Annotated in this window: 23 protein-coding genes; 4 read left to right on the plus strand and 19 right to left on the minus strand. The window is 65.9% G+C overall.

The window, feature by feature from the left end:
- Nucleotide 1: 1 nt before the first annotated feature.
- Nucleotides 2–1,276: a serine hydroxymethyltransferase gene (locus BJG93_RS22250; protein ID WP_027196398.1), complete on the minus strand. Its 1,275-nt coding sequence runs from the start codon at nucleotides 1,274–1,276 to the stop codon at nucleotides 2–4.
- Between the two features lie 419 nt (nucleotides 1,277–1,695).
- On the opposite strand from BJG93_RS22250, the gene BJG93_RS22255 reads away from it, so the two are divergent.
- Nucleotides 1,696–2,691, plus strand: a complete 996-nt coding sequence (locus tag BJG93_RS22255; RefSeq protein ID WP_027196399.1) for a GlxA family transcriptional regulator — start codon at nucleotides 1,696–1,698, stop codon at nucleotides 2,689–2,691.
- 19 nt (nucleotides 2,692–2,710) lie between these two features.
- Here the strand turns inward: BJG93_RS22255 and fdhA are convergent, their stop codons facing one another.
- Nucleotides 2,711–3,910: a formaldehyde dehydrogenase, glutathione-independent gene (gene fdhA, locus BJG93_RS22260; RefSeq protein ID WP_027196400.1), complete on the minus strand. Its 1,200-nt coding sequence runs from the start codon at nucleotides 3,908–3,910 to the stop codon at nucleotides 2,711–2,713.
- Nucleotides 3,911–4,189: 279 nt separating this feature from the next.
- Here fdhA and ampC point away from each other — a divergent pair, with 279 nt between their 5' ends.
- Complete coding sequence (gene ampC, locus BJG93_RS22265; protein ID WP_027196401.1) at nucleotides 4,190–5,371, plus strand: class C beta-lactamase; 1,182 nt, start codon at nucleotides 4,190–4,192, stop codon at nucleotides 5,369–5,371.
- A gap of 12 nt (nucleotides 5,372–5,383) precedes the next feature.
- On the opposite strand, the gene BJG93_RS22270 is transcribed toward ampC, so the two are convergent.
- Genes BJG93_RS22270 through BJG93_RS22295 form a run of 6 tightly spaced genes read right to left on the minus strand, consistent with a single transcriptional unit; the run spans nucleotide 5,384 to nucleotide 12,353 of the window.
- On the minus strand, nucleotides 5,384–5,647 hold the full coding sequence (locus BJG93_RS22270) for a hypothetical protein (protein ID WP_027196402.1): 264 nt from the start codon (nucleotides 5,645–5,647) through the stop codon (nucleotides 5,384–5,386).
- Nucleotides 5,648–5,678: 31 nt separating this feature from the next.
- Nucleotides 5,679–6,335 (minus strand): sarcosine oxidase subunit gamma, encoded by a 657-nt coding sequence (locus BJG93_RS22275; RefSeq protein WP_027196403.1) that lies wholly within the window; start codon nucleotides 6,333–6,335, stop codon nucleotides 5,679–5,681.
- The gene (locus BJG93_RS22280) at nucleotides 6,325–9,327 is read right to left on the minus strand and encodes a sarcosine oxidase subunit alpha family protein (protein WP_027196404.1); all 3,003 of its coding nucleotides are present in this window, start codon (nucleotides 9,325–9,327) and stop codon (nucleotides 6,325–6,327) included. Before BJG93_RS22280 ends, BJG93_RS22275 begins: the two co-directional genes overlap by 11 nt.
- Nucleotides 9,324–9,659: a sarcosine oxidase subunit delta gene (locus tag BJG93_RS22285; protein WP_027196405.1), complete on the minus strand. Its 336-nt coding sequence runs from the start codon at nucleotides 9,657–9,659 to the stop codon at nucleotides 9,324–9,326. The genes BJG93_RS22280 and BJG93_RS22285 overlap by 4 nt, the downstream gene beginning before the upstream one ends.
- A 17-nt stretch (nucleotides 9,660–9,676) precedes the next feature.
- Nucleotides 9,677–10,921: a sarcosine oxidase subunit beta family protein gene (locus BJG93_RS22290; protein ID WP_027196406.1), complete on the minus strand. Its 1,245-nt coding sequence runs from the start codon at nucleotides 10,919–10,921 to the stop codon at nucleotides 9,677–9,679.
- A 37-nt stretch (nucleotides 10,922–10,958) separates the two neighbouring features.
- Entirely contained in the window at nucleotides 10,959–12,353 is a 1,395-nt protein-coding gene (locus BJG93_RS22295) for an L-serine ammonia-lyase (RefSeq protein WP_027196407.1), read from the minus strand.
- A 271-nt stretch (nucleotides 12,354–12,624) separates the two neighbouring features.
- Between BJG93_RS22295 and BJG93_RS22300 the strand changes: the two genes are divergently transcribed.
- Complete coding sequence (locus BJG93_RS22300; protein WP_027196408.1) at nucleotides 12,625–13,707, plus strand: GlxA family transcriptional regulator; 1,083 nt, start codon at nucleotides 12,625–12,627, stop codon at nucleotides 13,705–13,707.
- Between the two features lie 31 nt (nucleotides 13,708–13,738).
- On the opposite strand, the gene BJG93_RS22305 is transcribed toward BJG93_RS22300, so the two are convergent.
- The 5 genes from BJG93_RS22305 to BJG93_RS22325 all read right to left on the minus strand — a co-directional run bounded on the left by BJG93_RS22305 (nucleotide 13,739) and on the right by BJG93_RS22325 (nucleotide 18,602).
- A complete protein-coding gene (locus BJG93_RS22305) occupies nucleotides 13,739–14,731 on the minus strand; it encodes a GlxA family transcriptional regulator (RefSeq protein WP_027196409.1) in 993 nt (330 codons plus the stop codon).
- A 33-nt stretch (nucleotides 14,732–14,764) separates the two neighbouring features.
- Complete coding sequence (gene choW, locus BJG93_RS22310) at nucleotides 14,765–15,667, minus strand: choline ABC transporter permease subunit (RefSeq protein ID WP_027196410.1); 903 nt, start codon at nucleotides 15,665–15,667, stop codon at nucleotides 14,765–14,767.
- The gene (locus BJG93_RS22315; RefSeq protein ID WP_027196411.1) at nucleotides 15,660–16,835 is read right to left on the minus strand and encodes a quaternary amine ABC transporter ATP-binding protein; all 1,176 of its coding nucleotides are present in this window, start codon (nucleotides 16,833–16,835) and stop codon (nucleotides 15,660–15,662) included. Before BJG93_RS22315 ends, choW begins: the two co-directional genes overlap by 8 nt.
- A 260-nt stretch (nucleotides 16,836–17,095) precedes the next feature.
- Nucleotides 17,096–18,223 (minus strand): VIT1/CCC1 transporter family protein, encoded by a 1,128-nt coding sequence (locus tag BJG93_RS22320; RefSeq protein ID WP_027196412.1) that lies wholly within the window; start codon nucleotides 18,221–18,223, stop codon nucleotides 17,096–17,098.
- A gap of 67 nt (nucleotides 18,224–18,290) precedes the next feature.
- A complete protein-coding gene (locus BJG93_RS22325; RefSeq protein WP_027196413.1) occupies nucleotides 18,291–18,602 on the minus strand; it encodes a DUF4148 domain-containing protein in 312 nt (103 codons plus the stop codon).
- A gap of 586 nt (nucleotides 18,603–19,188) precedes the next feature.
- Between BJG93_RS22325 and BJG93_RS22330 the strand changes: the two genes are divergently transcribed.
- Nucleotides 19,189–19,566, plus strand: a complete 378-nt coding sequence (locus BJG93_RS22330) for a BON domain-containing protein (protein ID WP_027196414.1) — start codon at nucleotides 19,189–19,191, stop codon at nucleotides 19,564–19,566.
- 103 nt (nucleotides 19,567–19,669) lie between these two features.
- Here the strand turns inward: BJG93_RS22330 and BJG93_RS22335 are convergent, their stop codons facing one another.
- The 6 genes from BJG93_RS22335 to BJG93_RS36235 all read right to left on the minus strand — a co-directional run bounded on the left by BJG93_RS22335 (nucleotide 19,670) and on the right by BJG93_RS36235 (nucleotide 24,528).
- Entirely contained in the window at nucleotides 19,670–20,818 is a 1,149-nt protein-coding gene (locus tag BJG93_RS22335; protein WP_027196415.1) for a DUF1501 domain-containing protein, read from the minus strand.
- Nucleotides 20,819–20,823: 5 nt separating this feature from the next.
- A complete protein-coding gene (locus BJG93_RS22340; RefSeq protein ID WP_027196416.1) occupies nucleotides 20,824–22,344 on the minus strand; it encodes a DUF1800 domain-containing protein in 1,521 nt (506 codons plus the stop codon).
- An 82-nt stretch (nucleotides 22,345–22,426) separates the two neighbouring features.
- Nucleotides 22,427–22,960 (minus strand): periplasmic heavy metal sensor, encoded by a 534-nt coding sequence (locus BJG93_RS22345; RefSeq protein WP_027196417.1) that lies wholly within the window; start codon nucleotides 22,958–22,960, stop codon nucleotides 22,427–22,429.
- Nucleotides 22,957–23,373: a hypothetical protein gene (locus BJG93_RS22350; RefSeq protein ID WP_071336645.1), complete on the minus strand. Its 417-nt coding sequence runs from the start codon at nucleotides 23,371–23,373 to the stop codon at nucleotides 22,957–22,959. Before BJG93_RS22350 ends, BJG93_RS22345 begins: the two co-directional genes overlap by 4 nt.
- A complete protein-coding gene (locus BJG93_RS22355; RefSeq protein WP_027196418.1) occupies nucleotides 23,370–23,936 on the minus strand; it encodes an RNA polymerase sigma factor in 567 nt (188 codons plus the stop codon). The genes BJG93_RS22350 and BJG93_RS22355 overlap by 4 nt, the downstream gene beginning before the upstream one ends.
- 271 nt (nucleotides 23,937–24,207) lie before the next feature.
- Nucleotides 24,208–24,528 carry a YXWGXW repeat-containing protein gene (locus BJG93_RS36235; protein ID WP_027196420.1) on the minus strand — a complete coding sequence of 107 codons (321 nt, stop codon included), beginning with the start codon at nucleotides 24,526–24,528 and terminating at the stop codon, nucleotides 24,208–24,210.
- Between the last annotated feature and the right edge of the window lie 100 nt (nucleotides 24,529–24,628).

The raw sequence follows: 24,628 nt of genomic DNA on the forward strand, positions 1-24,628 counted from the left end.
GTCAGTAAATAGGAAAGCGCTCGCACAGCGCGAAAATCTCGCGGTGCACGCGTTGTTCGGTTGCGGCATCGCCGTCGGGGGACCGCCGCAGCGCATCGAGCACCTCGACGATCAGACGGCCGACCTCGCGAAACTCGCTGACGCCGAAGCCGCGTGTCGTGGCCGCTGGGGTGCCGAGACGAATGCCGGAGGTGATCGTCGGCTTCTCGGTATCGAACGGAATGCCGTTCTTGTTGCAGGTGATGCCCGCGCGTTCGAGCGCCTGTTCGACCTGATTGCCTTTGAGCCCCTTCGGCCGCAGATCGACCAGCAGCAGATGGTTGTCGGTGCCGCCCGTCACCAGCTCGACGCCGCCCGCTTTGAGCACCTCGCCCAGTGCCCGCGCGTTCGCGAGCACGCTGTCGATATAGGTTTTGAAGCCCGGCTGCAGCGCCTCGCCGAATGCGACCGCCTTGCCGGCGATCACGTGCATCAGCGGGCCGCCCTGCAAGCCGGGAAACACCGCCGAGTTGATCTTCTTCGCGATCGCTTCATCGTTGGTCAGCACGAAGCCGCCGCGTGGACCGCGCAAGGTCTTGTGAGTGGTCGACGTAACCACGTGCGCATGCGGGACCGGATTGGCATGACGGCCCGCCGCGATCACGCCGGCGATATGCGCCATGTCCACCATCAGCTTCGCACCGACGCCATCGGCGATCGCGCGCAGCCGCGCGAAGTCGAGCGCGCGCGGATAGGCGGAGAACCCGGCGATCAGCAGCGTGGGTTTGTGCTGTTGCGCCAACTCCTCGATCTGCTCGTAGTCGATCAGCATCGTGTCGCGCCGCACGCCGTACTGCACCGCGTTGAACCACTTGCCGGACAACGCGGGCTTCGCGCCGTGCGTCAGATGCCCGCCCGCGTCGAGCGACATGCCGAGCACGGTATCGCCCGGCTTGGTGAGCGCGAGCATTACCGCGCCGTTCGCCTGCGCGCCGGAGTGCGGCTGCACGTTGGCGAAGCTCGCGTCGAACAGCTGCTTGATACGATCGAGCGCCAGCGTCTCGATCGCGTCGACGTTTTCGCAACCGCCGTAGTAGCGCTTGCCCGGATACCCCTCCGCGTACTTGTTGGTCAGCACCGAGCCTTGGGCGTCGAGCACCGCGCGCGACACGATGTTTTCCGACGCGATCAGCTCGACTTGCGATTGCTGGCGCTCGAGTTCTTTCAGAATGGCGCCGCGCACGGCCGGATCGCGCGCCGCTAGCGAGTCTTCGAAAAAGGGATTCGGGTTCGACATGACAGGTCCGTGAGAACGTTGACGGGAAGGCCGCTGCGGGTTGCCGGCGGGGAAGCGCCACCGCTTTGCCTTGCGTCTATTCTTGACGGTCGGCCCGCGCGTCGATTTATGAATTCAGACGTGTTCTTTGCCTTTTCCGCCATGCGCGGTCTTTTTCGACAAGTCGGCGCGATCCGCACGCGCCGCGCTGCACTACAAGGCGGTTTTCCTGCGCCGATCGGGTGCGCCGCACGGTCGTCATGGCGCCGTTGTGGTGCCGCGGGAGCGCCTTTCATCAGCCGATTGATTAGCTATTCCAGGTTTTATGCCAGCATCCAAGGGTTTAGCCTGATGGCACGGTAGTTGCCCTGATACTCAAAATTCAGGTAGTCGCCCTCTCCCACGGCGACGTGACATTCACATCAGGAATCAGCGTTCCCATGTCCACCGATCGCACGGCGTCGTTGTCGCATTTCGCGTTCATGCCGGTTCCCAACTTCACGATGATCGCCTTCAGCAACGCGATCGAAGTGCTACGCATGGCGAACTATCTGACCGGTCAAACGCTTTACCGCTGGTCGATCGTGAGTCCCGCCGGCGGGCCGGTCATGGCGAGCAACGGGCTATCCGTCGATACCGGTCCGGTCGAATGCGTCGGACAACCCGATATCGTGTTCGTGGTCGGCGGCATCGACGTGCAGCGCTCCACCGCCGCCGAGCATCTGTCCGCGCTGCGCCGGTTCGCGCGCATGGGCTGCGTGCTGGGCAGTCTGTGCACCGGCACCTATGCGCTCGCGCGCGCCGGCCTGCTGGCCGGGTATGCCTGCGCGATCCATTGGGAAAACATGTCGGCGCTGAAGGAAGAGTTTCCGGATACGCGCTTTCTGAAAGAGCTGTTCGTGATCGATCGCGATCGCGTGACGTGCACCGGCGGAGTCGCACCGCTCGACATGATGTTGAACCTGATCGCACCGCGCGTCGGTCACGCGCGCGTCACGCAGATCGCCGAGCAGTTCATCGTCGAACACGTGCGCGACACCAGCGCGCAGCAAAAGATGCCGCTCGTCGCGCGGCTCGGCTCGGCCAACAAGTCGCTGTTCGAAGTGATTTCGCTGATGGAGAACAACATCGAGGAGCCGCTGTCGCGCGAAGAACTCGCACGGCTCGCCGGCATGTCGCAACGGCAGTTGCAGCGGCTATTCCGCGAGCATCTGGGCATGACGCCCACGCACTACTATCTGACGCTGCGCTTGCGCCGCGCGCGCGAGCTGCTGTTGCAGACCGACATGTCCATCATGCACATCACGATGGCGTGCGGCTTCCAGTCGGCCTGCCACTTCTCGAAGAGCTATCGCGATGCGTTCGGCACCGCGCCCACCCGCGAGCGTCGCCGGCAGGCGCCGTCGCTCTCCCATGCGCCGGTGATGGCCGCTTGATAGTAGCGGCCGACGAACCTCAAGCCGCCTTCAACAACCCGTGCGGGTCGATCACAAACTTCTTCGGCGCGCCGCCGTCGAATTGCCGGTAGCCTTCGGGCGCATCGTCGAGCGACACCACCGTCACATTGACGATATCCGCGATCGGTAAACGATCCCAAAGGATCGCCTGCATCAGATCGCGGTTGTACTTCATGACCGGCGTCTGCCCGGTGTGGAACGAATGCGACTTGGCCCAGCCGAGCCCGAAACGCAAACTGAGGCTGCCCCGGCGCGCGGCGGCATCGGCCGAGCCCGGATCGTCGGTCACGTAGAGTCCGGGAATGCCGATCGCGCCAGCCGCCCGCGTGATTTCCATCAGCGAATTGAGCACCGTGGCCGGCGCTTCCTCGTGTGAGCCGCTGCTGCCGTGACCGTGTGCTTCGAAGCCGACGCAGTCCACCGCGCAATCCACTTCGGGCTTGCCGAGGATCTGCTCGATCTGTTCGCCGAGCGTGGCGTCCTTCGATAGATTGATGGTCTGGAAGCCCATCTTGCGCGCATGCGCGAGGCGCTCCTCATTCATGTCGCCGACGATGGTGCAGGCCGCGCCCAACAGGCGCGCGGACGCGGCCGCCGCCATGCCGACCGGTCCCGCGCCCGCGATATAGACGGTCGCGCCTGGCTTCACGCCGGCCATCACTGCGCCGTGATAGCCGGTCGGCAGAATGTCGGACAGGCAGGTCAGGTCGCGGATCTTCGCCATTGCCTGCGCGCGGTCCGGAAATTTCAGCAGATTGAAGTCCGCGTACGGCACCAGCACGTATTCGGCCTGCCCGCCGATCCAGCCGCCCATGTCGACATAACCATACGCGCCGCCCGCGCGTGACGGATTAACGTTCAGGCACACTCCCGTATGCTGCGCCTTGCAGGTCGGACAGCGTCCGCACGCGACGTTGAACGGCACCGATACCAGATCCCCGACGTTGAGCGTCTCGACGTCGCGCCCTATCTCGATCACTTCGCCGGTAATCTCATGCCCGAGTACCAGGCCGACCTCGGCGGTCGTGCGGCCACGCACCATGTGCTGATCGGAGCCGCAGATATTCGTGCTCACCACTTTCAGGATCACACCGTGACCGATCGACCTGCCGCGTGGATCGACCATCTTCGGATAGTCGATCGACTGCACTTCAACCTTGCCCTGCCCCAGATACACGACGCCGCGATTGCTGCTCATTGTCTCGTCTCCATGTTCGTGAGCGGTGCGCCCCGCACGCTGCGCGGCGCACCGTTTCATCAGCGTAGCGGCCGCCCGGCGCGGCACCTGTGCCGAACCCGACACGCGTTTGGCTGCAACCGACAAGGCCCGTATCGCTCGCGTTGCCGCGCACAACTTTTTCTTTAGCCTCGCGCAACATATCCTCGTTTGCCAGCGGTTCGTGAAAGCCGGATAGTGCAGCCTCGGCCGAATCGCCGATGCACCGATTCACACTCCACGATCGAGGACCCGTTTGCAATGAAGACCCGAGCGCACAAACTCATAACAACCGCCACGTTCGCGCTGTTCGCGCTGTACGCGATCTCACCGGTCAGCCACGCGGCCGAGCCCATCGGCGCGCAGCTCAAACCGACCGTCGACGCCGCGATCCGGCCGCTGATGGCGAAGTACCATATCGCCGGCATGGCGGTCGGCGTGATCGACGACGGCAAGCCCTACGTCTACGACTACGGCGTCGCATCGACGCAAACCGGCAAGCCCGTCACACGCGATACGCTGTTCGAACTCGGCTCGGTCAGCAAGACCTTCACGGCGACCCTCGCGTCGTATGCGCAACTCGACGGCAAGCTGTCGTTGTCGGATAGCACCGAGCGCTATCTGCCGACGCTGCGTGGCCGCCCGTTCGGCAAGGTCAGCCTGCTGAACCTCGGCACGCACACGCCTGGCGGTCTGCCGCTCCAGGTGCCGGACGACATCCATAACGACGCGCAATTGCTGCAGTACTTCCACGACTGGCAGCCCGCTCATGCGCCCGGCACGTTCCGCACTTATTCGAATCCCGGCATCGGCACGCTCGGCCTGATCACCGCGAAGGCGATGGGACAGGACTTCACCGTGCTGATGCAGCAACGGGTGTTTCCGGCGCTCGGCATGAAGAACACGTACATCGACGTTCCCACGGCGAAAATGCCGGACTATGCGCAGGGCTATACGAAAGACGGTGCGCCCATCCGCCTGACGGGCGGCGTGATTTCCGCCGAAGCGTACGGGGTGAAGTCGAGCGCCGCGGATATGCTGCGTTATGTGCAGGCGAACATGAATCTGATTCCGCTCGACAGTCGGCTCCAGCGTGCGATCACGGACACGCATACCGGCTACTTCCAGTCTGGCGTGCTGACCCAGGATCTGATCTGGGAGCAGTACCCGTATCCGGTCGAATTGCGCACTTTGCAGGCGGGCAATTCGCTGGAGATGGTCCTGAACGGCACGCCATCGACCGAAATCAAGCCGCCCTTGCCGCCGCAGCAGAACGTCTGGATCAACAAGACTGGATCGACGAACGGCTTCGGTGCGTATGTCGCGTTCGTGCCGCAAAAGCGCATCGGTATCGTGATGCTCGCTAATCGCAATTTTCCGAACGAAGCGCGCGTGAGCGCCGCGCATCAGATCCTAACGGCGCTCGATGGCGAGAAGCCCTGATACGCCGTGCTTTCAAGCGCGCAGCCGCGCACGCGCTGCGCCGGCGATTCGCGCAAGCGCATCCGCGCTCAGACGGGCCGCGACTTTCTCGACGTACGCGTGATGCCGGGCTTCGAGCGGCGCGCCGAGTTCCCGTGCAAGCAGATAGCGGATCAGCGCAATGCGCCGATGACGCAGCGCGATACTCTGATCGAGTAGCGCGAGCGCCGCGCCCGCATCGCGCTCGTCGCACGCGCGCGCCGTGAGACGGGAGGTGGCCGCGCGGGTCGACGTCATGGCGAGAGCAGCGAAGCGAGCCGCGCATCGCTCAGCACATCAACGGCTCGGCGGCGTCGAGCATGATCCTGACGAAGTAGTCCGCGAAGCTGCGGCGCACGACGATGTCGAAACTGTCGGCGCCCGTGGGCAGCAACGTGATCGACGCCTTGAAGTAATGGCTCTGCGCGCACTGCCCCACGCCGAACCGTTTCGGATGCAGATCGAGTGGACAGCCGCGCGCGAGCACGTCGCGCGTGCGGGTGCCGCTGATTTCGAGCACCGTGCTGCCGCTGCCGACATCGACCGCGGATGCGAACACGCCCGCGAACGCCGCGCCGAGCTTGGCCTGCAACGGCGCGGTACGGGTTGCGTCGTGTGCGGCTTCGGAACGCACGAGCCATTCGTCCGGGCCGAGCCACACCATGTCGTAGCCGTTGCCGCGCGCGATCGTGTTCGCCTGTTCCGGCGGTTTGCAGCCGATCACCTGTTCGACCGCGCGGACGAACGCCGCGTCGCGGGTGTCGCCGCGCACGTTCACGAGTTCCAGAAACGGCCGCTCGCCGAGCCGGAACGCAGCGCTCGCGCCTGCCTGATGCTGCTTGAGCAACGCAGCAACGCCCACCAGCGGCGACTCCTGCCATACGCCGCTTGGCCGCCCGGGCGTGCGGGCCACGACCGGCACTGTCCCGCCTGTTTCATTCCACATGTTGACGTGCTCCTTCGCTGTCGTAGAACACCGGACTCGCGATTTTCGCCGCGATCTGTTTGCCGCTCGCGAGCGGAATCGTGACGGTCGTGCCGATCTTGTCGAGACCGCCCTTGACGACCGCCATCGCGATCGAGCGCTTGAGGATCGGGCTGTAATAGCTCGACGTGACGTGTCCCAACATCGGCGCGGTATCGCCCTGAAACGGACCCGCGACGATCTGCGAGCCTTCGGGGATCACGAACGACGCATCGTCCGCGAGCAGCCCGACCAGTTGCTTGCGCCCCGCTTTCGCGGTGTCCGAGCGGGCGAGCGAGCGCTTGCCGAGAAAATCTTTCGACTTCGCGACGAGCCCGCTCATGCCGATGTCGTGCGGCGTCATCGAGCCGTCCGTATCCTGGCCGACGATGATGTAGCCCTTCTCCGCGCGCAGCACGTGCATCGTCTCGGTGCCGTACGGCGTGATGTCGAACTCCGCGCCCGCGGCCATCAACGCTTCCCACACCGCGCGCCCGACGTTCGCCGGCACGTTCACTTCATACGCGAGTTCGCCCGAGAAGCTGATGCGCATTACGCGCGCCGCCGCCCCCGCCACGGTGCCTTCGCGATATGTCATGAACGGGAACGCCGCATTCGCGAAGTCGATGTCGTCACAGACCTTTTGCAGCAGCTTGCGGCTCATCGGCCCGACCACCGCGAACGTCGCCCAGTGATCGGTGACCGACGCGAGCCGCACGCGCATATCGGGCCATTCGGTTTGCAGCCAGCGTTCGAGCCACGTGAGCACGCGCGCCGCGCCGCCGGTGGTGGTCGTCATCATGTAATGCTGCTCGGCGAGGCGCACGGTGACGCCATCGTCGAAGATCATGCCGTTTTCGTCGAGCATCAAACCGTAGCGGCACTTGCCGACTTCGAGCTTGGTCCACGGATTCGTGTACACCCAGTTCAGCAGCTTCGCGGCGTCGGGGCCCTGAATGTCGATCTTGCCGAGCGTCGACGCATCGAGAATGCCGACGCTCGTGCGCACCGCGAGCGCTTCGCGCGCCACCGCCGCGTGCAGGTCTTCGCCCGCCTTCGGGTAGTACCACGGACGCTTCCAGTTGCCGACGTCCTCGAACGCGGCGCCGTTTTCCACATGCCATTCGTGCACCGCGGTCTTGCGCACCGGATCGAGCCATTCGCCCAGTTCGCGGCCGGCGAAGGTGCCGAACGTGACCGGCGTGTAGTTCGGCCGGAACGTCGTGGTGCCGGTCTCGGGAATGGTCTTGCCGAGCGCCTGCGCGAGAATCGCCATGCCGTTGATGTTGCCGAGTTTGCCCTGGTCGGTGCCGAAGCCCATCGCGGTGTAGCGCTTCACGTGTTCGACGGATTCGAAACCTTCACGTGCGGCGAGGAAGATGTCGGCGGCCGCCACGTCGTTCTGGAAATCGACGAACTGCTTGGGCCCGCGCGTGGCCAGCTCACGTCCGCCGACGAGCCACAGCGGTTCCAGCTTCGTTTCGCTCAACTCGGCGATCTGCACCGGGTTCGGCCGCACGGCGACGTACCCGGCCGCGCGCGCCGCTTCGACGCCGGCGTCGAACGCGAAGCGGATGCCCTGGCCAAGCGTGAAGTCGCCCGCGCAGGCGCCGACGCTGGTTTCCGGCTGGAGCGCCTTGCCCGGCACGAAGCAAGCCTTGTCGTCATGCCAATGCGCCTTGCCGCCGGACTGCGCGAACAGATGCAGCACCGGGCTCCAGCCGCCCGACATCGCGAGCAGATCGCACGGCAGCTCGCCCTGCTGCGCGGCGAGCCGCCCTTTTTCATACGAGGCGATCGCCACCGACGCGACGCGCAGCTTGCCGCGCGCCGCCGTGACGACCGTGCCGTTCAGTACCTTGATGCCATGGCGGCGCGCGAGCACGGGCAGCGTGCCCTTCGATTCGCCCGCGCGCGGATCGATCACGCTCACCTGGGCGCCGGCCGCTTTCAGGTCGAGCGCGCATTGATAGCCGTCATCGTTGTTCGTGAACACGACCGCGTTGCGCCCCGGCAGCACCGCGTAGCGATGCAGATAGGTCGACACCGCCGACGCGAGCATCACGCCTGGCAAATCGTTATTGCCGAACACGATCGGCCGCTCATGGGCGCCGGTCGCGAGGATCACGCGTTTCGCGCGGATTTTCCACAACAGTTCGCGCGTGCCTTTGCGTTGCGACACGGGCAGATGATCGGTCAGACGCTGCGTGACCGTGACGAGATTGTGGTCCTGATAGCCGAACGCGGTGCTGCGGCTCAGGATCTTCACGTCGGGCAATTGCCGCAGTTCGTCCTCGATTTTCTGCACCCACTGCAGCGCGGGCTTGCCGTCGATCTCCGCGCCGCAGGACAGCAGCGTGCCGCCGAGCTCGGGCTGATCGTCGACGAGCGTCACGCGCGCACCGGACAAGGCCGCCGCGTGCGCGGCCGCGAGCCCGGTCGGGCCGCCGCCGACCACCAGCACGTCACAATGCGCGAAGCACTTGTCGTAGCGGTCGGCGTCGCGCTGTGACGGCGCGGTGCCGAGGCCGGCCGCATCGCGAATCGCTTCCTCGTACTTCGGCCACAATTTACGCGGCCACATGAAGGTCTTGTAGTAGAAGCCCGCCGGAATGAAGCGCGCGATCTTCTGGTTGATCGCCATGCGGTCCTTCTCGATGCTCGGCTTCGCGTTCACGCTGCTCGCGACGAGCCCCTGGTACAACTCGACCTCGGTGGCCCGCGCGTTCGGCACCGTGTAGGCGCCGGTCTCGAGCTGCACGATCGCGTTCGGCTCCTCGACGCCCGCGGTCACGATGCCGCGCGGCCGATGATATTTCCAGCTGCGCGCGACGAAATGCACGCCGTTGGCGAGCAGTGCCGAGGCGAGCGTATCGCCCTGATAGCCCTGGTATTCGACGCCGTTGAACGTGAAGCTGAGCGCAATCGCGCGGTTGATGCGGCCGCCGGTCGGGAGTCGGTCTTTCTGGCTCATGATGCGTTGCCCTCTTGTGCTTTTACGTCGGCGTTGCCTGCCTGTGCGTCGCGACCGTCCAGCGCCAGCAACGGACGCTCGAACGTTTCGTAGCCCTGGAACGCGTAGCTGACGGTGTCGCGCTGCGCCTTGAACCAGCGGCGGCAGCCTTGCGCGTGCAGCCACTGCTCGCGATGCACGCCGCGCGGGTTCTTGCGCATGAACAGATAGTCGCCCCATTCCTTGTCGGTGAGCGTGTCGGTGTCGAGCGGGCGGGCAATGTCCGCCTCGCCGCCGCAGGAGAATTCGGTTTCGGCGCGGGGACCGCACCACGGGCATTCGATCAGCAACATCTGTGTCTCCTTGTCGACTAGTGGGCCACGGCGGCAGCGCCATGCTCATCGATCAGATGACCGGTATAGAACCGATCCAGCGAGAACGGCGCATTCAACGGATGCGGTTCGTCCTGCGCGATCGTGTGCGCAAAGACCCACCCCGAGCCGGGCGTCGCCTTGAAGCCGCCCGTCCCCCACCCGCAATTGAAATACAGCCCCTTCACGTCGGTCTTGCTGATGATCGGACACGCGTCCGGCGACACATCGACGATGCCGCCCCACTGCCGGTTCATCCGCACGCGAGAAAACACCGGGAACATTTCGACGATCGCCTCGAGCGTGCCCTCGATGATCTGGAAGCTGCCGCGCTGCCCAAACCCCGTGTACTGATCGACGCCCGCGCCGATCACGAGATCGCCCTTGTCGGACTGGCTGATATACGCGTGGACTGCGTTCGACATCACGACCGTGTTGACGACCGGCTTGATCGGCTCCGACACCAGCGCCTGCAACGGATGGCTTTCGAGCGGCAGCCGCACGCCGGCCATATCGGCGAGCGTCGAGGTGTTGCCGGCCGCGACCACAGCGACCTTCTTTGCCTTGATGAAGCCTTTCGTCGTGTCGACGCCCGTCACCTGGCCGCCATCGCGACGAATGCCGACGACCTGGCAGTTCTGCACGATATCGACGCCGGCCTGGTCCGCGCCGCGCGCGAAACCCCAGGCCACCGCATCGTGCCGCGCAACGCCGCCGCGCCGCTGGATCGATGCGCCGAGCACCGGGTAGCGACTGTTCAGATTGATGGTCGGCTCGAGTTCCTTGATCTGGGCGGGCGTGAGGAATTCGGCGTCGACGCCGTTCAGGCGGTTCGCGTTGACGCGGCGTTCGGTGTCGCGCACATCTTGCAGCGTATGCGCGAGATTCATCACGCCGCGCTGGCTGAACATCACGTTGTAGTTCAGATCCTGCGCGAGCCCTTCCCACAGCTTCATCGCTTTCTCATAGAGCGCGGCGGATTCGTCCCACAGATAGTTCGAACGCACGATCGTCGTATTGCGCGCGGTATTGCCGCCGCCGATCCAGTTCTTCTCGAGCACCGCGATATTGCGCACGCCGTGCTCCTTCGCGAGGTAGTACGCGGTCGCAAGACCGTGCCCCCCACCGCCGACGATCACGACGTCGTACTCACGTTTGGGCTCGGGGCTGCGCCATTGCCGCTCCCAGTTCTCGTGATACGACATCCCGTTGCGCAGCAGGCTGAATATCGAATAGCGGCTCATCGTCGGTCCTTTGCGGTTTTGCTGAAGCTGTGCGGCTTCAACATTCGATGACGTTCACGGCGAGTCCACCGCGCGACGTCTCCTTGTATTTCGTCTTCATGTCGGCGCCGGTTTCGCGCATCGTGCGGATCACGCTGTCGAGCGACACCACGTGCTTGCCGTCGCCCTTCATCGCGAGGCGGGCCGCGTTGATCGCCTTGATCGCGCCCATCGCGTTGCGCTCGATGCACGGAATCTGCACGAGCCCGCCGACCGGATCGCACGTCATGCCGAGGTTGTGTTCCATGCCGATTTCGGCGGCGTTCTCGACCTGGGTGGGCGTGCCGCCCATCACGGCCGCGAGCGCCGCGGCGGCCATCGAGCAGGCCACCCCCACTTCGCCCTGGCAGCCGACTTCGGCGCCGGAGATCGACGCGGTTTCCTTGTAGATGATGCCGATCGCCGCGGCGGTCAGCAGGAACTCGACGATGCCCGCGTCGTTCGCCGCATGCATGAACTTCACGTAGTAATGCAGCACTGCCGGGATCACGCCGGCCGCGCCGTTGGTCGGCGCGGTGACCACCCGACCGCCCGCGGCGTTTTCCTCGTTGACCGCCATCGCGTACAGGTTGACCCAGTCGAGCATCGACAGCGGGTCGCGCAGCGATTCCTCCGAGTGGGCGCGCAGCCGCTCGCACAGCTCGGCCGCACGGCGCTTCACGTGCATCGGACCGGGCAGCTCGCCGCGCGCCTTGCAGCCGCGCTCGACGCACGCGGCCATCGTGCGCCAGATCGCCAGCAGGCCTTCGCGCACTTCGGACTCGGGCCGCGTCGCGGATTCGTTGCGCAACGTCACTTCGGCGATCGACAGACCGCTTTCGCGGCACACGCGCATCAGATCGTCGCCGGTGCGAAACGGATACGGCACCTCCGCGTGGCCGCGCTGTCCATTCACGCGATCGCCGTCGCGATTGACGACGAAGCCGCCGCCGATCGAGTAATACTCTTTCTCGACCAGCAACTGACCGTTTTCGTCGAAGGCCTGAAAGCGCATGCCGTTCGGATGCACGACGCCCGAGCCCGGTGCGCCCGGCATCAGCTTGCGGAAGAAGCCGACATGCTCGCGCTCGTCGAACCCGACCGGATGCTTGCCGAGCAGCACGAGCTGTTTGGTCTCGCGGATCGCGCGCAGCCGCGGCTCGATCAGGTCCGGGTCGAGCCGGTCCGGCAGATTGCCTTCGAGGCCGAGCAGCACCGCCTTGTCGGTGCCGTGCCCCTTGCCCGTCGCGCCGAGCGAGCCGAACAGATCGGCTCTGACGCGACGCACGAAGCCGAGCAGGTTCGCGTCCTCGATATGCGACGCGAAGCGGCACGCGGCGATCATCGGCCCGACCGTGTGCGAGCTGGATGGACCGATGCCGATCTTGAACAGATCGAAGACGCTGACGTTCATGGCTAGCCTTGTGCGTTGGGCCTTGCGCGTTGCGATGACCGGAGCGTTTCGCGCTGACTGATGCGCCCGGATGGAATGTACGTATTGCACCGCACGGCGGGCCGGACCGATAGAATAAAAACGGCATCGCAGTGGGATGGCGTCGTCAAGCATCGCGACAGGCGCCCGATTGCGGCCGGCCATTCTTAAGGCCCGGGTGCTATGCTTGCCTTCACCCTTCGGTTCACGTTCGTTCCTCTTTCGCAGTGCCTTTCGCCGAACCGCCGCGCGCATGAATTCCGCTCAAACGCTTGCCCCTCCCTCGCTCGATACCGCCACGAAGCAGCGCATCCGCTTCGGCATCATCCTGCTGCCGAACTTCACGCTGACCGCGTTCTCGGGTTTCGTCGACCTGCTGCGCCTGTCCGCCGACGAAGGCGACTTCAGCAAGCCGGTGCGCTGCTCGTGGAGCGTGATCGGGGAAACCCTTGCTCCGGTGCGCGCGAGTTGCGGCATCCAGATCACGCCGTGGGAAACCTTCGAGAACGCCGAAAAGTTCGACTACGTGGTGGTGGTCGGCGGACTGCTGCACTCGGGGCCGGCCGCGAGCGAGGCGACGCTCGCGTTCATCCGCCGCGCCGCCGCCCGCGACGCGACGCTGGTCGGCATGTGCACCGGCGTGTTCTCGCTGATGCGCGCGGGCGTGCTCGACGGCCATCGCGTTTGCGTGAGCTGGTTTCACTACTGGGATTTCATCGAGCGCTTTCCGTCGGTCGACGAACAGCTGCTGGTCGCCGACCGGCTGTTCGTGATCGACCGGCGGCGCATCACCTGTTCCGGCGGCCGTGCGTCGATCGACGTCGCCGCCGCGATTCTGCTGCGTCATTTCGAAACCGCCACGGTGCAAAAGGCGCTGCGCATTCTGCTCGTCGACGACCTGCAGAAAGGCAACGCGCCGCAACCGCATCCGCCTGGTCTCGCACCGGCCTCGCATCCGAAGGTCAAGCGCGCGATCCTGCTGATGGAGCAGCACGTGGGCCGCGCGCTGTCGCTCGACGAGCTGGCGGGCAAGCTCGATCTGTCGCCGCGTCAGCTCGAGCGGCTCTTCAAGGCGCAGACCGGCAAGGCGCCGCAGGCTTACGCGAAGCTGGTGCGTCTGCGCACCGCCGCGTGGCTGCTGACGAGTTCGGACAAGACCGTCGCCGATATCGCGTCGAGCTGCGGCTTTTCGGACGCGTCGCACCTGGGACGGGAATTTCGCAAACAGTTCGGCGTGCCGCCGATCATGTATCGCGAGCAGCGTGGCACGGCGGCGCAAGCCGACGATGACGCGAACTACGACGAAACCTTTCCGGGCCGCGCGCAGGCACTCTGACTTAGCGCAGCGCGCGGGGCCGCGGCGCCCGCTACTCCGACAAGCGTCGTTCGACACTCGGCGCATGCCCGAACTGCGCGCGATACGCCTTGCTGAAATGACATGGCGAATGAAAACCGCACACCGTGGTCACGCGCGCGATCGACGCGTCGGTATTGCGCAGCAGCTCGCGCGCGCGGCGCAGCCGCAAGCTCAGGTAGTAATGCGTCGGCGACACGTTCAGGAATAGCTTGAACATCCGCTGCAAATGACGCTGCGACAGCTTGACGAGCCGCGCGAGTTCATCGAGCGACAGCGGTTCCTCGATGTTCGCTTCCATCAGCCGCACGACTTCGATTAGCTCGGCGCGCGACAGGCCGACTCGCGCGTCGACCGGAATGTGCTGGTAATCGGTCGAGCCGCGAATCCGCTCGACGATGAACTGCTCCGACACCTGCGCGGCCACCGCGGAGCCCAGCCGCATGCCGACCAGATGCAGCATCAGATCGAGCGGCGCGGTGCCGCCGGTGCAGGTCAGCCGGTCGCGGTCGACCACGAACAGGTCGTCGTCGAAATGCACGTGCGGATAACGCTGGTGCAACGGCGACATGTCCTCCCAATGCACGGTCGCGCGATAGCCGTCGAGCAGCCCGGCCGCGAGCAGCGCATACGGGCCCGTGCAGATGCCGCCGAGCGGCACGCGTTGCGCGGCCACCTCGCGCAGCAGCGCGATCACCGCGTCGTTCACGTACTCGCGCACGTGCCAGCCCGCGCACACGAACAGCAGGTCCGGCATGCCGGTCTCGGCGAGCGTGGCGGTCGGCTTCACCGTGATGCCGTTGCTCGCGCGCGCCGGCTCGCCGTCCGGCGTGATCACCGACCACCGGTAGTGCTGCGCGCGGCCGACGTAGTTCGCCATGCGCAGCACCTCGACCGCGCTCGTGAACGCGATCATCGAAAAGTTCGGCAACGTCAGAAAGCCGACGTGCGCGACGGCGCGCAATCGCGCATCGGCTTCGGTGGAGACGATCGCGTCGCGCTTCATGGTCGCATTCGATAGCCGCATCGGATCAGCGCATCAGCCGTGTTGCGCCGCCGGCTCGCGGCGCACTTTCAGCGCATTGCGCAAACCCGCGAATAGCGGTGCGCGCGCCTTGCCCGGCGCGCGGCCGAAGCTCTCGGTGATGCGGTCCAGAATGATCGCCAGCATCACGACCGACATCCCGCTTTCGAAGCCGAGTCCGATATCGAGCCGCTGGATGCTCGCGAGCACGTCGTTGCCCAGGCCGCCCGCGCCGACCATCGACGCGATGATCACCATCGACAGCGCCATCATGATGGTCTGGTTCACGCCGGTCATGATCGATGGCAGCGCGTTCGGAAACTGTACCTTGTACAGCAGTTGCCACGGCGTGCAGCCGAACGCCTGTCCCGCTTCGACGATTTCGCGATTCACGTGCTTGATGCCGAGCGCAGTCAGACGCACCGCGGGCGGCATCGCGAAGATCACGGTCGACAGGATGCCCGGCACGCGACCGAGGCCAAATAGCATCGCGGCCGGAATCAGATAAACGAACGCGGGCATCGTCTGCATCAAATCGAGCACGGGGCGCACGATCATTTCGACGGTGCGGCTCTTCGCCATCGAGATGCCGAGTGGCACGCCGAGCACGAGACTGATTACCGTCGACGACAGTGTGAGGCCGAGCGTGATCACCATCTGATCCCAGAAGCCGGTGCCATAGATCAACAGCAGCGCCGCCAGCGTAAACAACGCGAAGCGCCAGCCGACCCGCCACAAGCCGATGCCGACGAAGAACGCCATCAGCGCCCACATCGGCACGGCCTGCAAACCGTGCTCGACCGCCGCGGCAAAGCTCTCGATGACCTTGCCGATCGTGTCGAAGGTTTTCGCATCGTGATCGAGCAGGTAGTGAACGCCGTGATCGACCCAGGCGCCAAGTGGAATGACTTCAGACATGGGAGCCTCGATGGCGCGTGAGAACGTTCAGCACGTTCGTCTTGTTGACCGAACCGCAGTAGGAGCCGTCCGCTTCGACGACGGGCAGCGGCGCGTGGCTCGCCACCACGCGCTCGACTACGTCGTCGAGCGGCGTGCTGCGGCGGATGCATTCGATCTGGTTGAGCTGCGGCGACGCGCTGCCGGTCGCATCGCGGCACACGAAGCCGCGGATCCGGCGCTCGCTGTCGAGCACGAACGCGTAGTCGGCGCTGCCGTTGAGCATCGCGGCGACGCTCGACGCGTCGATGTGCGGCGAGTGCATCAACGGCACGGCATCGGTCTGCATCAGATCGCCGGCCGTCAGATAGCGGCTCGTGTCGATGCCTTCGAAGAACGCGCGCACGTAGTCGTCGGCCGGATTCTTGATGATTTCCTGTGGCGTGCCGATCTGCACGACGTGCCCGCCTTCCATGATCGCGATGCGCGTGCCGATGCGCATCGCCTCCTCCAGATCGTGCGACACGAACAGGATCGTGCGCTGCTGCTCGCGTTGCAATTCGAGCAGCACGTTCTGCATTTCCTTGCGCTTGAGCGGATCGAGCGCGGAGAACGCCTCGTCCATGATCATCAGCGACGGGTTGACCGCGAGCGCGCGGGCGAGCCCGACGCGCTGCTGCATGCCGCCTGACAGCTCGGCGGGCAGTTTCTGCGCGAACGGCGCAAGGCCAACCTGTTCGAGCACCGTCAGCGCCCGCGCCTCGCGCTCCTTGCGGCCGACGCCCGCGACCTCGAGCCCGAACGCCGCGTTGGCCAGCACGCTGCGCTGCGGCATCAGCGCGAACGACTGGAACACCATGCTCATGTCCTTGCGGCGCAGCGCGGTGAGCTCGGCGCGCGGCACGCTCGCGACATCGCGGCCGTCGATCAGCACCTTGCCGGCGCTTGGCTCGACGAGCCGATTGATCAGGCGAATCAGCGTCGACTTGCCCGAGCCCGACAGGCCCATCAGCACGAAGATCTCGCCCTCGCGAACCTCGAACGACGCGTCGTGGACGCCGACGATCTGACCGGTGCGGGCAAACACTTCCTCTTTCGTGGCGCCGCTGGCCAGCATCGCGAGCGCCTGTTTGGGGTTGGTGCCGAACACCTTGCACAGTCCTTCGACCACGACCTTGGGGGAATTCATCGGATGCTCTCCTCGCGTGCGGACGTCCGTCCGCGCTGTGCCTACATAGTTGCCAGAAAAAAGTACGGCTGGCCGACTAATTGCGACAACCACATGAGGAAATGCGACACCCGGCCGCGGCGCGAGCGCTCGACGCGGCGACGACAGCCTTGTGGGATAAGGGATTGGCGCGGATTGGGCCGGCACGCCGAGTGTGTCGCGCCAGAGCAGATAGTGCTCCGCAACGGCGGCGAGCGCCAGGCGCCCGCGAGGCGCCCCGCTCAGGAAATCGACACGCCCAGCAAGCGGCCGACGCCGAACGTAAACCCCGCCGCGATCAGCCCGATGATGATCTGCCGCAGCGCCGAAAACCCCGCGCTGCGCCCGTTGAACAACGACGTGAATACGCCGATCGACGCGAGCGCCAGCATGCTCAGCACGACACACTGCACGATCGCGCTGACGCCATGCGTCCACAGAAAAGGCATCACCGGGAAAATGGCGCCAAGCGCGAACAAACAGAACGACACCCCCGCCGCCGACCACGGATTGCCGCCCAGCTCTGCCGGATCGAGACCGAGCTCTTCGCGCGTGAGGGTGTCGAGCGCCTTGTCCTTGTTGCGCATCATCTGGGACGCCACGCGTTTCGCCTCGTTCGCGTCGAGCCCTTTCGCGCGGTAGATCAGCGCAAGCTCATGCTCCTCCGCTTCGGGCTGCTCGTCGATCTCCTCGGCTTCCTTCGCGATCTGCGTGCTCGCGAGTTCGCGTGCGTTGGTGACCGACAGCCATTCGCCGAGCGCCATGGAACAGGCACCGGCGATCAGCCCGGCGAGGCCGGTCAACAGGATCGCCTTGTTGCCGGTGCCCGCGCCCGCGACGCCCATGATCAGGCAGAAGTTGGACACGAGGCCGTCGTTCGCGCCGAGGACCGCCGCGCGCAGATCGTTGCCCGACGATGCGCCCTTGTGCCACGATTCGGCCGACGCAATCCGCGCGCCGGGCGACAGATCGCCATTGCCGGTACCGGCGAGCGTCTGCACGACGGCCGCGTGATGATGTTCATCGGCCGACATACGGCCCGCGTCGCGTTGGCCTTGATATTTGTTGCGGTCCGCGTATTCGGCGGCGGCGAGCGTCGGCAGCACGAAGTCCGCGCCGCACAGGCGCACGAGCCCCTTCATCAGACGCGTTTTGACCGCATGCCCTCGGCCTTTCGGTTCGATGCCGTTGGCTCTGAGCTTGTCGGCCCACACTTGCGCGTGGCTGTGTTCGGATTGTGCGAGATCCTGATAGACCTGCTTGCGGGTCTCGTCTTTCTCGACGTTCGCGAGCGTCTCGTAGAGGGCGGCGCTATGCAGTTCGTCGGAAAGATTCGCCTTGTAGCGTTTCACTTCATGCCGGGTTGCCATGATCACGCCTCGCCACTGCCCGGCGCCTCATCAACGATGCATGCCGCGCCGGGCGTCCGCCTGTTCGTTATTGGCTGGCAGGCGCACCAACGCCGGCCTTTTTCTGGGCTGCCTGCAGCTTGTCCGGATAGTTCGGATCGTTCTGCGCCGGCTGGTAGCCCGCGTCTTCGAGTTTCTTCAGTTCGGCGTTCTTTTTCGCGCGAGCCTGTTTGCGCGCCGCCTTACGTTCGGCCTTGGTTGGCTTTGGGGTGGTCGCCGTCGCGCCCTCTTGAGTTGCGGCGTCCGTCGAACCCTGTGCGAACGCGAGCGGGATCGTGCCGGCCACCAGTGCGGCGACCGAAACCCCGAGCATGATTCGTTTAATGGCGAAGGTCTTCATCACTGATATCCCCTCAAAAAGTTGACGATAACGTACGAGTTGCGTCTGCGAATCGTGAACCGCCACGGCGAGTCGCGCAGCTTGCGCGCGAACCGTCAACGAAAGCTTACAGGCAAATAGCGGGATGCGCGTGGCGGGTGTGGACGGCAACGTTCATCGCTCGATCGACGGCTATTGACGTGCGATATGGGCCTGCGATACTCGCTGAATCCGTATTCGCCGCCCGGTTATCTCGGTCCGTCCGTCGAGTTCTCCCGCGGAGATGGCGGTCGAGGAGACTCGAGTATTTCGTTACCGCCATCGTTCTGGGACAAACTGGTAGCCGCTCGTCCGCGCTTATAGCCCGCTGCGTCATACGCTCGCGCCCGTACCTCGCCGTCACGAAACCAAGACGACGCACATTTCATCCGTCATCGATTTTTTCGCATGGCCGCCCCGCGAGGAGTATCGTTTAAGCGCGCCGGAAGCGCCAAAACCGGCAGTCCTCTATAAGACAGGCGCTTCCCAGAGTCCAGACCTGCTCGACAAAGCGCGGCGTTTCCAACATGCAACGAAGCGACATCAAGTTATCGAGGAGGACAAAAACGTGAAATCAGTCAATCTTTTGAAGGCGCTCGGTATTGCATTGTGCGTGGCGACCGCATCCAGCGCCTATGCCCAGGCGAGCGACGCGCAAGCGCCCGCCGACATGCAAGCCGCGCCGGCCACGAATGCAAAAGCCACGCGTGCGGCGGATCGCAAGCTGGGCCGCGACGTGCGGCGAGCGCTAGGTAGAGCGCCGGGCTTCAATGTATCGAACGTGTTCGTGCGGGCGCGCGGCGGCGCGGTGACGTTGAGCGGCTCGGTGCCTGAGGGCGGCATGATCCAGCAGGCCGCCGACGTCGCGAAAGGCGTGCCGGGCGTGACCTCGGTGACCAACAAGCTCACATTGAACCTGCCCTCCCGCGGAAGTGGCGGGAGCTGAGCCTCGGAAGCCGACTTGTGAGCGGAGCGCCGCGAGCCTGCGGATCGTCCAGCCGAATAGCGCGGCCGCGGTGCGCTCCGGATCGAGCGCAATCATCAGCGCATCAGGTACGCACGACGCCCGTCATCGGTCTGCCCGCGATCGTCCGCCCGAACAGCGCGGCCGCCGTACGCTCAGGATCGAGCCCGAGACTTTCACTCGCGGTGCCGGCGATCAACGCATCGAGCGAGGCGGTCGGTTTCAGGTCGCGCGACTGATACAGCTGATGCGGCGCGAGTCCCGGCCAATCCGCGATCACGCGTCCGCCCTGCACCGCCCCGCCCGACACCATCGCGACCGAACCGGTGCCATGATCGGTGCCGCCCGTGCCGTTCGCGGCCGCGGTCCTGCCGAACTCCGTGGCGACCAGTACCGTGGTGTTAATCCACGATGGCCCCATGCCGTCGCGCAACGCCGCGAGCATCGTGTCGAGCGCCTTCAACTGATTCGCGAGCCGCGCGTTCTGCGCGCTGTGCGTGTCCCATCCGCCGGTCTCGATCATCGCGATGCGCGGACCGTCGTCGCGCGCCAGAAAACTGGCCGCGAGCTTGCCGAGGCTCGCCGGATCCTGACGCGCGCCGGCATCGCCCGCGAGACCGCGCGCGGCCATCGCCGATTCCCACAGCGGACGCAACTGTGCGTCCTGCTCGTACAGCTGCGACACGCGCGCGAGCAGATCGTCGGGCGCCTGCGGCAAGGCCGACGGCGCGTACGACGTGACCGTGGCCGGACCGCGCAGCGCCATCGGCACGGTCGGCGCGAACGCAATGGCGTTTTCGCGGGTGGCGGGCAATTGCGCGGCGAGCCGGTTGAGCCAGCCGTCCTTCATCTGATATGGCGACGTGCCGCCCGTTTCCAGCACGTTCTGTCCGTCGAAATGCGAGCGGTCGCGATACGGCGACGCGACCGCGTGCACGAACAGCGCCTCGCGCTGCGCGTACAGCTTCGCCATCTGCGCGAGCGCCGGATGCAAAGCGAAGGTGCCGTCCAGATGCGGTGCTTGCGACGCATCGATGGCGAGCGATCCGCGCAACGTCGCATACGCGGGGTCCGCATACGGCACGACGATGTTCAGGCCATCGGCTGCGCCACGCTGAATCACGAACACGAAGCGGCGCTCGGTCGCGACGTGCGCGAACGCAATGCGCGGCGATACGAACAGCGCGCCGGCACCGGCGGCGGCGACGCTCAGAAACTGGCGGCGTGACAGCATGGCATTCATCTCCGTTGAAAGTCGGGCGATACGAGCAATAGCGCGATCGCCGTCGACGCGCTTTCCGCGCGCGACACCGCCGTCGCCGTCGGCTCGCTGAGCGAGCCAGCCAGCAAGGTCTGGCCGAGTGAGCGCGCATCGAGCCGGTCGCCCACGCGCGCGGCAAAACGCTGCGCGACCTCGACACGGCGCACGAGCGCATCGGGCGCGGCCCAGCTCGCGGCGATATCGTCGTAGCCGGCGGGCGAACCGGGACGCCACACCGGCTGACCGAGCTGCGTGAGAATCGGCGCACTCTGCAGATTGCCGAGGTCGTGCCAGCCGAGTCCGCGCATCGACGAAATGGTCCACTCCCACGGCGTCTTGAACTTCGACGCGGTGGCCGACCACGCTTGCGGTATATCGATCAGCGCGCGATAGACGGTCGGCAAATCGCCGTCGCTGCGCGCGAACGCATCCGCTAGACGATCGCTGACGCCGGGCGGCGGATTGTCGGCGACGAAATGGCGCGCGAGCTTGGTGCCGATATGCTGCGCGGTGGCCGGCGCGTGCGCGAGGTCATGCAGGATCGCGAGCGCCTGTTGCTCGCCGACTTGGTCGTAGCGGCGTCCCATGATCGTGCGCGAGCCCGGCTCGTGCAGCGCCGAGCGGAACACGAAACTGCCGGGTTCGCCGTTCTGCTCCAGCGCGCGGCGGTTGGCGTTGGCGCCGCCGTTGCCGGGATTGCCGACGAGGCTCCAGCCGGTCAGCGCGCGCGCGAACTCGGTCACGTCGTCCTGGCGATAGCCGCTGCGCACGCCGAGCGTATGCAGCTCCATGATCTCGCGCGCGAGATTCTCGTTGAGCCCGCGTTTGTTGTCCGGATTGCGTTGCGCGGCGCGAAGCGCGGCCATGCTGTCGGGGCCGACCGAACGGGTCTGGTCGAGGAACAGCTGCATGGCCGGATGACGCTCGACTGCCACCAGCATCTCCTCGAAACGGCCGAGCACGTGCGGGCGAATCGCCTCCGCTTCGAACGAGCCGGCGAGCGCCGCGACGCCAGGCTTTTCCGTCGACACCGCGAAGTGATTCGCCCAGAAATGCACGAGGCGTTCGATGAACGGAGTGGGCGTGGTCAGCGCGCTCGCCACGCGCGCGTTAACCGACGAGCGGTACATATCGCGTATTTCGACGCGCAGCGCTTTTCGTTCTGATTGCCTCGCAGCTTGCGCGTCGGTCTGGCTGGCCGCCGCGGCGTTGCCGGCGATGCTGGTTGCACCGTTGGTCGCATTCGGGCTCGAGTTGCTCTCCTCGCCCGCCTGCTGTTTCGCCTGTTGCTCGATCCGCATGCGCTGCTGCAAGAGCTGCGTCGACAACGCGATCGAATCGGGCTGGTTCGCCCACGCGGCCGGCCGCGGCTGATACTGCTCGAACTGCGCGAGCAGCCAACCTTTCGGATCGGCGGGCGGCGTGTCGTCGGCGCGCGCGCCGAGGCCGAAGCGGTTCAGTGCGATCGCCGCGGCATTCAGGTTCGGTGAGTTGGCCATACGATCCTCGTCGGCGGCTAAGTCGCCTGCCTATCCGTTAAACGGCCGGCACGCCGAAATCCGTCGCTGTCGCGCGCGTTTTTTATTTGCCCGATGCCGCATTCGCCGAAGCGCTTTGCTCGGCGTTGGCCGGCTTCTTCGCGTTCGGCCCGGACTGCGCTTCGCGCCATTGCCCGCGCAGCTTCAGACTCTCGGCGAATTCGACGCGCTCCTCGGGGGTCAGCGTCGCCGCGAAATCGGCGACGCTCGCTTCGACCCTCGCGCGCAGGCTGCTATCGGCCGCACGGGTGCGCGCGAGCGCAGCATCGAGCGCCGCGCGGTCGAATTGCGGCGCGGCCAGCAGACGCAGCACCTCGCGCCGCCCTTCGCGCCCCTCGCGCGCATACTGCCGAGCGTCGCGACGCGCGTTCCTGAGGCCGTCGACAAACGCTTGCCGCCGCTGCGCCGACAGCGGCTCGGCGGCGAACCGCAGCGCGCGCGGGTCCTGCACCGCCGCCCCCTGATTCGCACCGTGCGCCGCAAACCACTGATACGCGCCACCGGCGATCGCACCGAGCAGGAATACGTTGAGCACCGCGGAGCCCAGCAGCGCAAATTTCCACGAGCGCCCGTTCATTCGCCGCTCCAATCGGCGGGGGTGCCGCCGAAGCTCGAAGTCAGATACGAGGCTTCATGCACGACCGGCGCGTTTTCGGTCAGCACGAAAAACGACACCGCGAACGCGCCGGCCACGCCGCCGAGCAGCCCGACGCCGGCTACCGCCGCGCCCGACCACCACAGGCGCCAGCGCGCGGTCGGCCGCCGCGACGGCGCGCCATCGATGATGCGGCGCTGCAGTTCGAGGCTCGGCGGCTCGAGCCGGTCGGCGGCGAGCCAAGCGTCGAGGCCGGCCGCGTCGCTCAACGCCGCGTCGGCTTCTACGCGATGCGCGCGCGCCCACGCCTGCGCGGCTTCGCGTTCGCGCTCGGGCCAGCGGCGCGCGTCGGCGCCGTAGGCTGCAACGATCTGATGGAATCTTTCGGGCGTCATGACTTGTCCTTACTAAGGCCGCTGTCGGCCAGTCGAGCGCGCAGACCGCGGCGCGCGCGGGTCAGCAGACTTTCCAGCGCGTCGACGCTGACGCCCATCAAGGCGGCAGCGTCGACGTTCGACATTTCCTGGTAATAGGTCAGCACGAGCGCTTCGCGCTGTCGCGCCGGCAACGCGGCGAGCGCTGCACGCACGCGCGCGTGGTCGGCGCGTGCTTCGAGCTGCGCGTCGGGTGACGCGGCGGGATCGGCCGAGTCGGGCAGTTCGTCGCGCGGGTCTTCGCGCTGGCCGCGCAGACGGTCATAGCAAAGATTGAGCGCGACCCGATGCATCCATGTGTCGAACTTCGCTTCGCCTTCACGCCAGCGCACCGCCTGCTTCCAGATTCGCACGAACACCTCCTGCGCGACGTCCTCCGCTTCCATGCGATCGCCGAGCATGCGGGTAGCGAGCGCGAGCAGCCGCGGCAGCTTGCGCGCGACCAGCGAGCGGACCGCGCCGGGCTCCTCGCGGCCCACGCGCGCGATCAGCTCGGCATCCGGATCGGGCGGCACGTCGCTCAAGGCGCGCGGTTCCGTCGCGGCATCGCGCGCGCGCTTTCGCGTGCGGACCGCATCGCGGGATCAACGTCGTTCACTTGCCGCCGCTCCTTAAGCTGTCGTCGTATCGTTATGGTTTCGTGCCGCTAAGCCGCTAAGCCGCCTGGTATCAGGTACGCGGTCAATATACGACGACCGCCGGCCGGTAATAGGCCGGACGTGCCGGATAGACCACACAGCCGGCGAGCGAGGCCACCAGCAGAATCATCACGAGTGTTTTCATCGCCAATCCCGTTCAAGCCCAATGTCCTTCGATCCAGCGCCAGTGCGGCCCGCGTTGCGCCCAATGCCCGGGCACCCAGCGATAGCCGGCGCGCACCGGCTGCCAGTGGCCGGGCGCCCACACGTATTGGCCATGCTGCCAGCGCCAGCGGCCCTGATCCCACACATAGCCGGCCCGCGGCGCGGGCACGACTTCGACGCGCGGCGGCGGCGGTGGCACCATCGGCGCGATCATCACTTGGGCGGATGCCGGCGCGGACGTTAGCGTGGCCGCGCAGCACAGCGCGACAGCGAGCGTCGAACCCAGCAGACGAATCATGCGGTTGGTGTTCATGTCGGTTTCTCCCTTCAAAGCCGAAAAACACGGCGCCCGAAACTTGGGCCGTTTCTACTTGAACGCTGTAGCGAGAAAAATCCGTCGCTGTATCGCAGAA

This window comes from Paraburkholderia sprentiae WSM5005, assembly GCF_001865575.2.
Taxonomy (GTDB): Bacteria; Pseudomonadota; Gammaproteobacteria; order Burkholderiales; family Burkholderiaceae; genus Paraburkholderia; species Paraburkholderia sprentiae.

Bases quoted from the DNA above. Each gene is read 5' to 3' on its own strand.
- BJG93_RS22250 (WP_027196398.1), bottom strand. From the start codon at position 1,276: ATGTCGAACCCGAATCCCTTTTTCGAAGACTCGCTAGCGGCGCGCGAT.
- BJG93_RS22255 (WP_027196399.1), top strand. From the start codon at position 1,696: ATGTCCACCGATCGCACGGCGTCGTTGTCGCATTTCGCGTTCATGCCG.
- fdhA (WP_027196400.1), bottom strand. From the start codon at position 3,910: ATGAGCAGCAATCGCGGCGTCGTGTATCTGGGGCAGGGCAAGGTTGAA.
- ampC (WP_027196401.1), top strand. From the start codon at position 4,190: ATGAAGACCCGAGCGCACAAACTCATAACAACCGCCACGTTCGCGCTG.
- BJG93_RS22270 (WP_027196402.1), bottom strand. From the start codon at position 5,647: ATGACGTCGACCCGCGCGGCCACCTCCCGTCTCACGGCGCGCGCGTGC.
- BJG93_RS22275 (WP_027196403.1), bottom strand. From the start codon at position 6,335: ATGTGGAATGAAACAGGCGGGACAGTGCCGGTCGTGGCCCGCACGCCC.
- BJG93_RS22280 (WP_027196404.1), bottom strand. From the start codon at position 9,327: ATGAGCCAGAAAGACCGACTCCCGACCGGCGGCCGCATCAACCGCGCG.
- BJG93_RS22285 (WP_027196405.1), bottom strand. From the start codon at position 9,659: ATGTTGCTGATCGAATGCCCGTGGTGCGGTCCCCGCGCCGAAACCGAA.
- BJG93_RS22290 (WP_027196406.1), bottom strand. From the start codon at position 10,921: ATGAGCCGCTATTCGATATTCAGCCTGCTGCGCAACGGGATGTCGTAT.
- BJG93_RS22295 (WP_027196407.1), bottom strand. From the start codon at position 12,353: ATGAACGTCAGCGTCTTCGATCTGTTCAAGATCGGCATCGGTCCATCC.
- BJG93_RS22300 (WP_027196408.1), top strand. From the start codon at position 12,625: ATGAATTCCGCTCAAACGCTTGCCCCTCCCTCGCTCGATACCGCCACG.
- BJG93_RS22305 (WP_027196409.1), bottom strand. From the start codon at position 14,731: ATGAAGCGCGACGCGATCGTCTCCACCGAAGCCGATGCGCGATTGCGC.
- choW (WP_027196410.1), bottom strand. From the start codon at position 15,667: ATGTCTGAAGTCATTCCACTTGGCGCCTGGGTCGATCACGGCGTTCAC.
- BJG93_RS22315 (WP_027196411.1), bottom strand. From the start codon at position 16,835: ATGAATTCCCCCAAGGTCGTGGTCGAAGGACTGTGCAAGGTGTTCGGC.
- BJG93_RS22320 (WP_027196412.1), bottom strand. From the start codon at position 18,223: ATGGCAACCCGGCATGAAGTGAAACGCTACAAGGCGAATCTTTCCGAC.
- BJG93_RS22325 (WP_027196413.1), bottom strand. From the start codon at position 18,602: ATGAAGACCTTCGCCATTAAACGAATCATGCTCGGGGTTTCGGTCGCC.
- BJG93_RS22335 (WP_027196415.1), bottom strand. From the start codon at position 20,818: ATGCTGTCACGCCGCCAGTTTCTGAGCGTCGCCGCCGCCGGTGCCGGC.
- BJG93_RS22340 (WP_027196416.1), bottom strand. From the start codon at position 22,344: ATGGCCAACTCACCGAACCTGAATGCCGCGGCGATCGCACTGAACCGC.
- BJG93_RS22345 (WP_027196417.1), bottom strand. From the start codon at position 22,960: ATGAACGGGCGCTCGTGGAAATTTGCGCTGCTGGGCTCCGCGGTGCTC.
- BJG93_RS22350 (WP_071336645.1), bottom strand. From the start codon at position 23,373: ATGACGCCCGAAAGATTCCATCAGATCGTTGCAGCCTACGGCGCCGAC.
- BJG93_RS36235 (WP_027196420.1), bottom strand. From the start codon at position 24,528: ATGAACACCAACCGCATGATTCGTCTGCTGGGTTCGACGCTCGCTGTC.